The sequence below is a fragment of the Halobacillus sp. Marseille-Q1614 genome (genome assembly GCF_902809865.1).
GTDB lineage: Bacteria > Bacillota > Bacilli > Bacillales > Halobacillaceae > Halobacillus_A.
Genome location: NZ_CADDWH010000001.1, coordinates 3,353,230 through 3,365,636, shown reverse-complemented (window position 1 = coordinate 3,365,636; position 12,407 = coordinate 3,353,230). Strand labels below are relative to the sequence as shown.

General features: G+C 45.1%; 14 protein-coding genes and 1 riboswitch. Of the genes, 10 read left to right on the top strand and 4 right to left on the bottom strand.

What is annotated here, in order from left to right:
- The 10 genes from HUS26_RS16945 to HUS26_RS16900 all read left to right on the top strand — a co-directional run bounded on the left by HUS26_RS16945 (position 1) and on the right by HUS26_RS16900 (position 8,870).
- The gene (locus HUS26_RS16945; RefSeq protein ID WP_173918220.1) at positions 1-222 is read left to right on the top strand and encodes a HypC/HybG/HupF family hydrogenase formation chaperone; all 222 of its coding nucleotides are present in this window, start codon (positions 1-3) and stop codon (positions 220-222) included.
- Positions 209-1,315, top strand: a complete 1,107-nt coding sequence (gene hypD, locus HUS26_RS16940; protein ID WP_217424736.1) for a hydrogenase formation protein HypD — start codon at positions 209-211, stop codon at positions 1,313-1,315. Before HUS26_RS16945 ends, hypD begins: the two co-directional genes overlap by 14 nt.
- 2 nt (positions 1,316-1,317) lie before the next feature.
- On the top strand, positions 1,318-2,322 hold the full coding sequence (gene hypE, locus HUS26_RS16935; protein ID WP_173918218.1) for a hydrogenase expression/formation protein HypE: 1,005 nt from the start codon (positions 1,318-1,320) through the stop codon (positions 2,320-2,322).
- Positions 2,323-2,352: 30 nt separating this feature from the next.
- Entirely contained in the window at positions 2,353-2,847 is a 495-nt protein-coding gene (locus tag HUS26_RS16930) for a cytochrome b5 domain-containing protein (protein ID WP_173918217.1), read from the top strand.
- On the top strand, positions 2,848-3,753 hold the full coding sequence (locus HUS26_RS16925) for a hydrogenase small subunit (protein WP_173918216.1): 906 nt from the start codon (positions 2,848-2,850) through the stop codon (positions 3,751-3,753).
- A complete protein-coding gene (locus HUS26_RS16920) occupies positions 3,746-5,152 on the top strand; it encodes a nickel-dependent hydrogenase large subunit (protein WP_173918215.1) in 1,407 nt (468 codons plus the stop codon). The genes HUS26_RS16925 and HUS26_RS16920 overlap by 8 nt, the downstream gene beginning before the upstream one ends.
- Positions 5,152-5,610, top strand: a complete 459-nt coding sequence (locus HUS26_RS16915; RefSeq protein WP_173918214.1) for a hydrogenase maturation protease — start codon at positions 5,152-5,154, stop codon at positions 5,608-5,610. Before HUS26_RS16920 ends, HUS26_RS16915 begins: the two co-directional genes overlap by 1 nt.
- Before the next feature lie 207 nt (positions 5,611-5,817).
- A riboswitch (SAM riboswitch) is annotated at positions 5,818-5,926 on the top strand.
- A gap of 84 nt (positions 5,927-6,010) precedes the next feature.
- Complete coding sequence (locus HUS26_RS16910) at positions 6,011-6,490, top strand: OsmC family protein (protein WP_173918213.1); 480 nt, start codon at positions 6,011-6,013, stop codon at positions 6,488-6,490.
- Positions 6,487-8,100, top strand: a complete 1,614-nt coding sequence (locus tag HUS26_RS16905) for a sodium:solute symporter (protein WP_173918212.1) — start codon at positions 6,487-6,489, stop codon at positions 8,098-8,100. The genes HUS26_RS16910 and HUS26_RS16905 overlap by 4 nt, the downstream gene beginning before the upstream one ends.
- A gap of 119 nt (positions 8,101-8,219) precedes the next feature.
- Positions 8,220-8,870 (top strand): LysE family transporter, encoded by a 651-nt coding sequence (locus tag HUS26_RS16900; protein WP_173918211.1) that lies wholly within the window; start codon positions 8,220-8,222, stop codon positions 8,868-8,870.
- A gap of 196 nt (positions 8,871-9,066) precedes the next feature.
- Here the strand turns inward: HUS26_RS16900 and HUS26_RS16895 are convergent, their stop codons facing one another.
- The 4 genes from HUS26_RS16895 to HUS26_RS16880 all read right to left on the bottom strand — a co-directional run bounded on the left by HUS26_RS16895 (position 9,067) and on the right by HUS26_RS16880 (position 12,406).
- On the bottom strand, positions 9,067-9,891 hold the full coding sequence (locus HUS26_RS16895; protein ID WP_173918210.1) for a cupin domain-containing protein: 825 nt from the start codon (positions 9,889-9,891) through the stop codon (positions 9,067-9,069).
- A 259-nt stretch (positions 9,892-10,150) separates the two neighbouring features.
- Positions 10,151-10,738, bottom strand: coding sequence for a hypothetical protein (locus tag HUS26_RS16890; protein ID WP_173918209.1), 588 nt, complete (start codon positions 10,736-10,738; stop codon positions 10,151-10,153).
- 12 nt (positions 10,739-10,750) lie between these two features.
- The gene (locus tag HUS26_RS16885) at positions 10,751-12,187 is read right to left on the bottom strand and encodes a sodium:solute symporter (RefSeq protein WP_173918208.1); all 1,437 of its coding nucleotides are present in this window, start codon (positions 12,185-12,187) and stop codon (positions 10,751-10,753) included.
- Positions 12,188-12,190: 3 nt separating this feature from the next.
- Entirely contained in the window at positions 12,191-12,406 is a 216-nt protein-coding gene (locus HUS26_RS16880) for a hypothetical protein (RefSeq protein WP_173918888.1), read from the bottom strand.
- Position 12,407: the final 1 nt, after the last annotated feature.

The window sequence follows — 12,407 nt, the reverse complement described above, 5'->3', positions numbered from 1 at the left end:
TTGTGCTTAGGCGTGCCTGCGAAAATTATTCAAATAGATGGTGAACGGGCGTTAGTCGATGTCATGGGGTCAAGGATGCACGTGGGAACGTTTTTTGTACCAGAAGTAAAAGTGAATGATTATGTACTTCTGCATGCAGGCCAGGCGATGACAATAGTAGATGAAACGTATGCGAAAGAAAGCATGACAGAATGGAGGAACCTTCTTGATGGAAGAGCTTGAACAGTTTTCTGACCCTAAGTTAAGCCGCGAATCCCTTCAAGCCGTTTTAGAACTGGCCGAGGATTTTAAAGACACCTTCGGCAGGGTTCCTGTTTTTATGGAGGTGTGCGGATCTCATACGATGGCGCTGGCGAAAAGCGGCGTCAAAAGCCGGTTAAAAGACCACGTCCGGCTGATTGCGGGGCCAGGCTGTCCGGTTTGTGTAACCGATCAAAAATCTATCGATGCCATGATCCAGCTTTCTAAAGGAACGAACCGGATACTTTGCACATTTGGCGATATGATGCGCGTTCCTGGTTCCAAACATAGCCTGATGCAGGCTAGAACAGACGGAGAGGATATCCGGGTCGTCTATTCCCCGTTAGATAGTGTCAAAATCGCGGAAGACCATCCTGATCATGAGGTTATTTTTCTAGGAATCGGCTTTGAAACAACGATTCCAATTCTCGCCCTTGCCATACGCGAAGCTGAGAATAAACAACTAAACAACTTTTCCATATGGATGACGACTAAGTTAGTAGAACCTGTCATGCGGGCCCTCCTTGAGTCCGAGGAAATCAATCTTGACGGCTTTCTGCTGCCCGGCCACGTTTCGATTGTGTCCGGAAAACAAAGCTTTGATTTTCTAGCGGAAGAATACAGAATGCCGGGTGTGATCAGCGGGTTTGAGCCTGTCCAGCTCCTGAGCGGCATTTATAAGCTGCTGAAGCTTCTCATTGAAAAAAAGGTGGATATCCTAAATGACTATACATACCTTGTTAAAGATGAAGGTAATCTTACGGCTCAAAAATTATTAGACGAGTATTTAGAGCCGAATGACGAGGTATGGCGCGGGATGAGCGCGATTCCAAAGAGCGGGTTAGTCCTTAAAGAAAAGTACGCCCGCTTCGACGCTAAAAAGAAGTTTAACGTTTCAGCAGGTGAACCGCGAAAAACGAAATGCCGCTGCGGAGATATTATTAAAGGTCTGATCAAACCTGAAGAGTGCATTTTGTTTAATAAAGGCTGTACCCCGATTCATCCGATCGGTCCTTGTATGGTCTCCACAGAAGGTACTTGCGCCGCCCATTACCAATACATGAGGGAGGATTAGATGTGGTCCGGAGAATCAGCTTAGCCCATGGAGAAGGCGGTGAGTTAACCCACCAGCTCATCCAGAACCTGTTTATAGAGTCGTTTGGCCATCAGGAGCAAACCCGGTTGGATTCCGCGATTTTAAAAGGCCCTCTTGAAAATATAGCTGTAACGACCGACAGTTTTGTAGTCAAACCTATTTTCTTTCCCGGTGGTGATATAGGAAAACTCGCGGTTACAGGGACTATTAACGACTTAGCTGTATCCGGCGCTCGTCCGGAAGTCCTTACCGCAGGGTTTATTTTAGAAGAAGGCTTTCCGCTGCCTGACTTAAAAAAAGTAGTAAAAAGTATGGCTGCAGAAGCAGCACGTGCCGGAGTCAGAATTGCAGCCGGAGATACGAAAGTCGTTGAAAAAGGCAGTGTGGACGGATTATTTATTAATACGACAGGGATCGGAATAGTCGTTCAACCCTTAGAGCCTGAAACGATTAAGGAAGGAGACGCGGTAATCATTAGCGGAACGATTGGGGATCACGGAGTTTCGATCATCAGCGCCCGCCAGGAGCTCGGTTTGCTAAACGAAGTGAAAAGCGACTGTGCATCCCTCAATCACCTGATCAGCCAGCTGATGGGAGATACGGAAGGTATTAAAATGATGAGAGATCCGACACGCGGCGGGCTGGCTACCACCCTTGTCGAGCTGTGTGAAGAGTTTAACTGCACGATAGAATTAGATGAGCTTTCGATACCCATACGAGATGAAGTCCATGGGGCCTGCGACATTTTAGGCTTTGACCCTCTTTATCTGGCAAACGAAGGAAAGGTCATCCTTATTGTCGATGCTGCATCAAAGCAGCAAGTCCTGGATACTCTGCACAGCAGTGAATTAGGAAAAGATGCTCAAGTTATCGGCCGTGTCACTGCAGGCGGGGAAGCCCAAGGCAAGTTAACGATATGTACACCGATTGGGACAACGAGACGTCTTTACCGGCTTTCAGGGATGCTTTTGCCGAGAATCTGCTGAATTTGATCCTTTTTTTAAGGAGAGGACAACATGAATAACACCCAGATGATTCGTCAGGAAATTAATCACCTCATTACACAAACGCGCTACGATGTTTCAATGCTGGCTAATGTCAGTCATACACCAGAAAACGCCCAGACCTTTCAGAGGCTTTGGGACAGCTTGAGTTCCATTCACTTTTTAAGTGAGCTGCTGGCAAGCCCCCTCCCTCCTCAGCCGGCGTTTGCAAATGGTGCAACAGCTCAGCACCCTGTTACACCAGCACCCCAAAACGAAGCGGCCCCTGCTCCTGAACAAAGAACATTCACTGTTGAGCAATTAGCAACATTTGACGGAAAGAATGGCAGGCCCGCTTATGTTGCGGTCAACGGCCTCGTGTACGATGTAACGAACAACAGAGCCTGGGCAGCAGCCACTCATTTTGGCTTAGTTTCCGGTAAGGACTATACAAATGAATTTGCTTCCTGTCATGCCGGTCAGCAGGCGATCTTAGCCACAATGCCAGTTGTAGGGAGGCTTGTGTAAATGGAAGAGAGAGTTTTACCTCCAGAGTCGTTAACCAATGAAGCGATTGCCAAAAGATTATCAAGCACGGTTGTAAGAAGCGTGAATAAGGATCTGATTAAGAAAAAGAAGTTAGTGTACCTTGAGCTGAATGGCTGTTCGGGAAATATAATTTCACTTTTAAATGGGGAAAATCCTGACTTTGAATATACGTTAACTTCCATGGTGGACCTTCGTTATCAAAACAGCATCATGGCTGCTGAAGGTGAGCAGGCCATTGAAAAGCTGATGAATACGCTGGATGATGATTTTATTTTAGCGGTAGAAGGTGCTGTGGCTTTAAGAAATAACGGCTTATATAATGTGATCGGCCGCTGGAAGGGGAAGCCGCTTACCGGTCTTGAGGCCGCAAAGATGTTCGGGGAAAAAGCATCTCACATCCTAGCTGTCGGAGCCTGTGCCACACACGGCGGTGTATCGGCTGCGAAGCCCAATCCGTCACAGTCTGTCGGGTTAAAAGAAGTACTCCCCCATAAAAAAATCATTATGCTTCCAGGCTGCCCTGTACACCCTGACTGGTTCTTAGGCACGCTGGCCCACCTTCTTCTATACGGCGAGCCGGAAATGGATAATTTAAACCGCCCGCTCATGTTTTACAGCACACTGATTCACGACAGATGTCCGCGACGGCCGTTCTTTGACCGCGGCATCTTTGCGGAAAAACTCAGTGATAAAACCTGTTTATTTAAGCTTGGCTGCCGCGGGCCTGTAACGAGAACCGACTGCCCGACAAGGCAGTGGAACGGCCATGTCAATTGGCCGATTGGTGATGACACGCCATGTATCGGCTGTGCCACATTTGGTTTTCCAGATCAGATGGAACCGTTTATTAGCTTTGACACGACAAGGGTGGTAAAGGATGAGTAAAAAAATTATTATAAACCCGCTGACGAGGATCAGCGGGTTTATGGAGATTGACTTCACGATTGAAAACAATACCGTCGTTGATGCCAGGACAAAAGGGAATCTTTTTCGGGGCTTTGAAGAAATGATGGTCGGGCGAAAGCCTTTTGATGCCGTCTATTTCACTCAGCGCATCTGCGGAATATGCTCGGCCGCCCACTCGATGGCCTCCTCTCTGGCACTTGAAGATGCTTTAAATGTACAACCATTAGAGCAAGGAAGATATTTGAGAGATATCATCCACTGCTGTGAGTTTCTGCAAAATCATATCCGCCATTTCTATCAATATACCGTTCCCGACTTCGTAAAGATTGATAAGGTTACGATTGTTGAAGCAGACCACGACGATTACCGTCTGCCCCAATCTGTCAATAGCCGAATCTCTCAAAATTACTTTGATTCCCTTGCCATCAGTCGTTCCGCTCACCAGATGCTCGCTGTACTAGGCGGAAAAGCTCCTCACAACCACGGCGTTTTTATCGGCGGGATTACAACGAAAGCCAACAGTGAAAAAATTGTTCATATTGATTCCATACTGCAGCATATCGCGGGATTTATTGATGAAAAAATGATCCCCGACGTTTACGAGATTGCTTACTATTACCCTGACTATTTCCGTTTAGGAGGAGGATATGGAAATCTATTAACCTATGGGGCTTTTGACAATTATAAAGATCTTGGGACCCTGTATGTAAATCCGCTCGTATTCAGCGGGAATACTGTGCAGCCTTTTGATGAAAATAAAATAGAAGAAAAGATAGATTATTCCTGGTATACAGCAATAGAAAATACGTACAAGCCAGACGAGCTGACCCCTAAACCCGATATGGACAAAGAAAAAGGCTATTCCTTTGTAAAAGCTCCAAGATATGACGGACTCCCCTTTGAAGTGGGGCCGCTGGCACGGCTCATTTTATCAGGAGAGCAAAAACTTGGTATTTCTGCCATGGACCGCACGATTGCCCGGGCTCTTGAAGCTAAAAAAATCACAGAAATTATGAGGACGTTACTTAAAGAAGTGCTTCCTAATGTAGAGCTGCAGAAACAATATGAAGTCCCTAAAAAAGCATCAGGCCGGGGATTAACAGATACAACGCGGGGCGCCTTAGGACATTGGCTTAAAATAGATAATAAGAAATTATCTTTCTATCAGATTATCACCCCCTCCACCTGGGATTTCTCTACTAGAGATGATAAAGGCTTCGCCGGCGTAGCCGAAAGAGCCTTATTGGGTACGCCGATTCAAAACCCTGACCAGCCGGCAGAAATCGGAAGGATCCTCCGTTCATTTGATCCATGTATGTCCTGCGCGACACACGTTTACAGCCCGGGGCGCGTAGTCAAAACCATTCAGGTGTTTTAATGGAAAAAGTAATCGTACTTGGAATTGGCAATCAGCTCATGATGGATGATGGAATTGGAATTTATCTCACAGAAGAACTGGCGAAGCAGAAACATCCGGAAAATATCTCTTATCTAATCGGCGAATCAGACATTGACTACTGTCTCCAGCAAATTGAACAGGCCTCCTATATGATTATTTTAGATACCGTCCGGGCAGGAAAAGAACCTGGAGAACTTTCCATCTTCCCGATTAACAACTTACATGAACAGCGTCCTCTCGATATCTCGCCGCATAACATACATTTGTTTCAGTCTCTCTACCTGCAAAGAGATACGCTTAAGGGTTTCCTTATTGGTATAGAGCCTTTTGAGATTAAGTTTCATATAGGATTGAGCGCACCTTTAAAGGGAAAGTGGGACACTATTTTAAGGGACGTGAGAATAACTATTGATCAACTATTAAAAGACAGCCATTAAAGGGATTGGGTTAGGCGAAAGGGGGCAGGGAAATCACTTGCTTTCCGCGGGGATCCGTCGAGCCTCCCCGCTTCTCTTTGGGTCCCGAACTGGCGTCCAAGGAGTCTCGCAATTTCCTTCTTCACATGACAAAACCGACTTATTTACTATGATTTTCCATTGACATTCCTTAGATGAAGCCATACAATGTTCAGTAATTTCATAATTTTCTTATCAAGAGCGGTGGAGGAATCTGGTCCTTTGATCCCGCGGCAACCTGTTTTTTATAAACAAGGTGCTAACTCCAGCAGACATTTTTCTGTCTGAAAGATAAGAGCCGGGACCTAAATATCCAAGCCTTCTATTTTTCATTCAGGAAAATAGAAGGCTTTTTTATTTATCAAAAATGGAGGGATTTTGTATGGCAAGTGAAACACAAACCAAGTCGTCAATACGTTCAATTAAGGCAGAAAGTACGCGCACGAATCAATTCCAAAACAAGCATTATATTCGGGATTTCGATTTCCTGATCGATGAGCCAGAGAAGCTGGGCGGCTTAAATCAGGCAATGACGCCAATGGAATACATCCTCGGCTCGTTTAACGGCTGTTTAATGATCGTAATTGAAATGGTCGCAAAAGAAAACGCCCTTACGATAGAGCACCTGACCTCTTCATCCATAGGGACGGTCGACCGTGAAGGATTGCTGGGAACGGCTGACGTAAGCCCGCACTTCCAGCAGGTTACTTTAAAAGTAGAAGTTACATTTGCTGAAGTGGAAATCGACGCCCATCATTTAATCTATTTAGTTAAAAAACGCTGCCCTGCATTCAATTTGTTTAAAGATGCTGGTATTGAGATTGAACTTATTTGGGAGATCAATAAGGAGGTGCAATCATGACATCATATGGAATATGGATGATATTATTCGCGCTGCTTTACACGCTGGCTTTAATTATTGTCGGGAACTTAGCCAAGCGAAAGGCAAGCCGGGGAGAGCAATATTTCGTTGGAGGGCGTACGTTTCGCTGGTGGACCGTAGCATTTTGTATCACTGGTTTATTCTCAGGTTCTACTTACATTTCGATTGTCGAGCTCTCCTATCTGACCGGAATCTCTGCCATATGGTATGGAGTAGCAGAAACGGTCCAAGTCCTGATCATCGCCTTGCTGATGATTAAATCGTTTCGCAAAAAGCTTATTGTTACAATTTCTGGTTTAATTGGCGACAACTTCGGACGGACGGCTAAAGGACTGGCGGGTACGATTACGGCGATCGCCTTTCCAATGTGGTCGGTAGCCACGGCAATTGCGTTTGCCTCAGCATTTCACGTGTTTACCGGAATTTCTTTATCTCTTTCTGTCGCGTTTACAGCTCTTTTACTATTTGTATATCTACAAGCCGGCGGTATGTGGTCGGTAGCCTTTACACAGACGATGAATTCCATCGTCTTTGCGATCATGTTCATTATTGGAACTGCGGCATTTTTCATTAATCCAGGGATCGCAGGCCTGCAGCAGCTCGCTTTAGACCGCCCGCAAATGTTTGACTGGGGAGGAGCAGGACTTCAGGTTATTCTCGTCTGGTTCGCGACTTTTCTAGTTAATGTAATTCTCGCGCAGGCTGCTTTTCAAATGGCATTATCCTGCAGAACTCCTGAAGAAGGCAGAAAAGGACTAATTGCCGCCTCATTCATGGGAATTCCTTTTATCGTCTTAGGTGTGTTATTTGGTTTAGCAGCATCTGTCGTCGTACCTGATGCAAGCTTAGGATTGGTTGCCCTGCCGCAATATTTCATGGAGGTGCTGCCCGCTCCGTTAGTCGGACTATTTTTCCTTGGAATCTGGGCATGTGCCCTCGGCTGGGGAGCTCCTTGCCAGTTCTCAGGAGCGACAAGCTTAGGAAAAGACGTCGGAAGTGCCGTATTTCCAGGTGCCTCTCCAGAGAAGCTCATTACCTATACCAAATGGTCGCTGCTGATTCTAACAGGCTTGATGATCGTCTTCGGTTTCTTAAGAACAGAGCAGTCAGCCTGGTGGAATGTGCTCGCCTGGACGATGAGAAACTCAGCTACATTCGCACCCGTTGTAGCTGCCCTATTCTGGCCGCTCGTTACCAAAAGAGCCGTTGTCAGCTCGCTGTTTGGAGGATTCGCCGCCGGGTTGATCTGGTACAATTTAAGCAACTGGAGCCCGACAGACTTCTACCTCAACATTCACCCGGTATGGGTCGGCATGAGTGTTAATGTCCTGACAATGGTCTTGTTTACGGTCGTTCTCAATATCGGCCAATGGAAAATCAACAGAGCCGCTTCCCTAAAAGGACCTGTCACTGCGATTGCTGCTGGTGTACTTTTAGTGGTAAATGTATTTTTTTACGAGCCGCTTCACCAGACGGGCATCGTCGGATTGTTTATCTTTAGTAATGCTTTAACCTTATTCATCGCAAGTATTATTTACTTTAAGCCTAAATATGCAGCGCAGGAATCACGTAAGCAAGTGGTTTCCTAGTAACGAAAAGAAGGGACTCCATTTAAAAATGGAAAGTTCCTTCTTTTTTTACTTCTAATTTACCTTGTCCCTTCATTAAATATAAGGACAAACTTCTTTAAACGCGGGAGGCTTAAGGCATGTTCTTTCTTTTAATCAGGCAGATTGTACTCGGCTTATCCATTGCAGCACCCATCGGACCAATCAATATCGAAATCATTAGAAGAGGGATTTATCAAGGGTTCTGGCCTTCTTTACTTGTTGGAGCAGGCGGCATGACGGCTGATCTCGCTTTAATGTACTTTATGTATCGAGGACTCTCCGAATACCTGACCTTAAACTGGGTCCAGCTTATCTTATTAGTATTGGGGGCCCTCGTTTTAACCTATACCGGGATTCAAAGTTTTATCAATAGAACAGAACCTATAGTGGATTCATCCGATCATAGAGGGGACCGCTTAAGCACCGGGTTGATTCGCCCCTATCTTACCGGATTATCGATAGCTGCGTTCAATCCTTTAAATATCTTATTCTGGCTGGGCATTTACGGATCGGTGCTCAGTGATTCCCTGCAGGACGAAGACATCCTAAGAGCCTTCTACATTAGCAGTGCTATCTTTATCGGTATCGGTCTATGGAATTTAAACCTTGCCCTCACCGTTCATTTTAGTAAAACACTGCTGAAGCCAGGAGCATTGAAGCTGATCACAGTAATGGCTAGCCTGGTCTTAATAAGTCTTGGTGTGTACTTCGCGTTTAAGGCGGCAATTAAAGTGACAGATTTTCTTTGAACGGGGGAACAGCCTATTTTATTCAACTAAAGCACTATTTTCAGAACAATAGGCCCATCCCAATACTTTTAGATTGTGCATTTACCCTTTCATTTGATGTGTATATGCAGAAATAAAAGGGGTTTGTCAATCTGACAAAACCCTTAACATTTTTTGAAATGTTTCTTTCTCTTAACTATATGTTTTTACTCTGCTTCTACATATTTTTGCTTTGCTGAAGAAGTTTGGATTCTCCTGTACGTTCCCATTCTTCTACTGTTTCATATGCGCTTTCAGGAGAATACCCTTTCCCTACGAGGACTCCCATTAGAATAAATTCTTGAAGGATGTGTAAAGCATTTATTCCTCTTTTAACATCTTGTAATCCTTCATTTACCAAAAATTCCGTGTACTGTACCCATTCATCTGGAGTCCTGCCGGAAACAACGGTATTTCCTTGGCTATGACCGTTGCCTTCTTCCGCAGCCATTGCATCTGCTTTGGTCACATGAACCGTGCCCGACGGATGGTTAGGAGGAGCATAAATCGAGTAAAGTTTTAGTGGAATATTGCCTGTATTGGTTACATTATGCCATGTTCCAGCAGGTATCATTATTGCAGAATCATCATAGACATTTCTTTCAAAATTTAAATCATCTTTATTCTTGCCCATCTGAACAATCCCCTGTCCTTCTTCAATACGTAAGAATTGATCAACGTCAGGGTGTATTTCTAAACCGATTTCTTCTCCGACATTAAGACTCATTAAAGTAACTTGTAAATGTGATCCCGTCCATAAAGCCGTACGATACGTATTGTTTTGCTTCGTTACTTCATTAATATTAACGACAAATGGATTTGGCCCGTAATCCTTCAACAAAATCCTTTCATCATCGTTGTATGTGCGAAAAGAATCCAATCCGGCTGCATACTGTATCTGATTAGGAAAAGTCCAGTATCCAGACGGTCTTTCATAGTTATACATTGGGGCATTCACATAATATGGGGTTTGATAAGGATACATATTAGGAACATAGTACATGTTTCTCCATCCCTTCAGTTTTATAAAAATATCGTATTCACTTGTTAAGGAAATGTACTTAGACTAAAGTCAAGGCGAATTATTAAGAGTAAGAGTTTTTTGCTTGAGACGCTTGGTCCTTATGTACAATGACTATCAAGTTCTTTTTATTCCGCTTACTTGTTAACTTCCAACCTTCCAATTCGTTTAACTTTGTGTATGCTTTTCACAAAATAAATACCCTGCCTCTTAAAAGACAGGGTAGTAAACTATATTTTGCCTACAACCGCCATTCTCCGCTCTTCCATAACTTACTCATATATTCCTCTGACTCCCCGGTATTCGCGTTAATGACAAACTCTTTTGTCAGGTAGCTGGAATCCACGCTCACTTTCCAAAGCGGGAGGTATGTAAGAAACAAGTCTTTCAGCTCATACCGTGGCTTCTTTAACACATAGCTGCGGTTGATTTGCTTTTGCTGGATGTCGATGATGTAAGTTTCCTCGACTTGCTGCTTTGTTAATTGTACAGGGACGATTTCTCCGCTTCCTGCTTCAGCTTCCTTCATCGGCGGTACGCTTGGAAAAAGACCGCGGTAGCCGGAGACAGCGTCGACAAATACCATGTTCGGTTTTTTTCTGGGAGGAAAAGGTTTGCGGTCGGCGATGACGAGCAGCTTGGCTACCCACATCGGGTGATACAGTCGCTTCGTGTTCGTTATGTGGTCTTTCAAATAGGCAGCATCGATGTGTCGGTTCATTTTCAACTGTACGCCAAGGTTTTTGTAAATGATTTTAGGCACTTCGTTTTCGGTTATCTCCCCGCCTGAACCAATCAGGCGGAGGTTATTCTGCTTCAATGTGTCCATGGATTTCATCCTTTATGACTCAATATGGGTGTGATAACGGTCCACTTCACGCTGCATTTCTTCGGATGGCGGAGCGGTCAGCAGGCTGACGACAATCATAAGGACCGCGGACACAGGTGCCGCTACGATTGGTTCAGCAACTAAAGCAAATGGAAGGGCTGCCATGATGATAAAGGCAATCGAGCCTCCAATCATGCCGGCCAGGGCCCCGGCCATGTTGGCTCGTTTCCACCAGATGCCAAGAACCATCGGAAAACCAAAGGCAGAAAGCATGGCACCGCTGACCCAGCCTACCATAATTGCGATAAGCTGCGGTGGATCAATTGCAAAATAAATACCTACAAGACTTGCTAAGATCATAACGACAAATCCGAGACGGGTAATCGATTTTTCCGAAGCGTTCTTATTAATGTACCCTTTGTACAAGTCGTGGGCCACCCCAGCAGATACAGCCAGCAGCATCGCGTCAGCTGAGGACATAATAGCCGCTAATAATCCAGCCAGCATCAGACCAGCAAGAATCGGAGGCATGTAATGCTCAATGACAGAAATAAAAATCATATCCTGATTACTCAGTGAATCAATAATGCCCAGGCTAGCTCCGGCAGAAGCAATGATCGCACCAAAAATAAAGACACAGAGATACAAAATACAGGCGCCAAGCGCTGAGCGGCGGGCTGTTTTTGCATCACGTGAAGCAAAATTACGCATAACAGCCGATGGTGATACGACACCAAACCATAGGAAGGCAATAAACAACCCAAAGTAAGACATCCACGGCTGTGTAACTTCACCAAAAGCAGGGTCAGCCGCAAGGGCATCCTGTATTAACGTACCTACCCCTTCGTGATCAACCAGTATAATAATGGAAAGTACGAGCATCCCTATCACCATCACTGCTCCCTGGATCAGATCGGTATATGTAATCGCCCACATGCCTCCTAAAGCAGCATACAGGGTAAATCCTATGCCAAGGAAAATGACAGCGGTTGTGTATTCAATGCCCAGCACGTAAGAACCGATTAAGCCTGAGGCTGTGAGCTGCGGCACCATGTAGAACGTCATACTAAGTACTACGATAACGGCAGCTACAATCTGAACCGGTTTTCCAAAGCGTATTTTGAAAAATTCCGGCATCGTTTTTACGCCTGAACGGCGAATCTGCCCGGCGATAAGAAAGAGAGCGAAGGATGGAATAGCGACAGCGCCAAATCCGTAAGCAAATAAGAATGGAAGACCAAGCGCCACACCGGACCCAACGGCTCCCATTAAGGAGCTCGAGCTGGCAACAGCCGCGAATAAAGCGAATGAACCTACGAAACTATTAATATTTCGTCCTGCCGTCCAGTAGTCATCTTCCGAGGAGTGTGCTCTCTTGGCAAAATAGATGCCGATGATGGTCATAAAAATTAAGTAGATTGCTAATATCGAGGTTTCCATTCCTTTCATCGTCTACAGCTCCGATCGTTTTTCGATTTTTTCGATCCAAATCACGTAAATAACCGTTAACAGCAGCCAGATAAAAAAGCAGAAAAACATCAGCCACCCAGCCAGAGAAATGCCCAGCCAATATACCTCAGTCGGCCACCAAAGCCAGACGACTCCTGAAATCAACAGAAGCGCAATGACCATGATGATCCCCGGGTCCTTCCACTTCGCTTTCGTCATT

Bases quoted from the DNA above. Each gene is read 5' to 3' on its own strand.
- HUS26_RS16895 (WP_173918210.1), bottom strand. From the start codon at position 9,891: ATGTACTATGTTCCTAATATGTATCCTTATCAAACCCCATATTATGTG.
- HUS26_RS16925 (WP_173918216.1), top strand. From the start codon at position 2,848: ATGGAAGAGAGAGTTTTACCTCCAGAGTCGTTAACCAATGAAGCGATT.
- HUS26_RS16885 (WP_173918208.1), bottom strand. From the start codon at position 12,187: ATGAAAGGAATGGAAACCTCGATATTAGCAATCTACTTAATTTTTATG.
- HUS26_RS16930 (WP_173918217.1), top strand. From the start codon at position 2,353: ATGAATAACACCCAGATGATTCGTCAGGAAATTAATCACCTCATTACA.
- HUS26_RS16880 (WP_173918888.1), bottom strand. From the start codon at position 12,406: ATGACGAAAGCGAAGTGGAAGGACCCGGGGATCATCATGGTCATTGCG.
- HUS26_RS16900 (WP_173918211.1), top strand. From the start codon at position 8,220: ATGTTCTTTCTTTTAATCAGGCAGATTGTACTCGGCTTATCCATTGCA.
- hypD (WP_217424736.1), top strand. From the start codon at position 209: ATGGAAGAGCTTGAACAGTTTTCTGACCCTAAGTTAAGCCGCGAATCC.
- HUS26_RS16890 (WP_173918209.1), bottom strand. From the start codon at position 10,738: ATGGACACATTGAAGCAGAATAACCTCCGCCTGATTGGTTCAGGCGGG.
- HUS26_RS16915 (WP_173918214.1), top strand. From the start codon at position 5,152: ATGGAAAAAGTAATCGTACTTGGAATTGGCAATCAGCTCATGATGGAT.
- HUS26_RS16910 (WP_173918213.1), top strand. From the start codon at position 6,011: ATGGCAAGTGAAACACAAACCAAGTCGTCAATACGTTCAATTAAGGCA.
- HUS26_RS16920 (WP_173918215.1), top strand. From the start codon at position 3,746: ATGAGTAAAAAAATTATTATAAACCCGCTGACGAGGATCAGCGGGTTT.
- HUS26_RS16905 (WP_173918212.1), top strand. From the start codon at position 6,487: ATGACATCATATGGAATATGGATGATATTATTCGCGCTGCTTTACACG.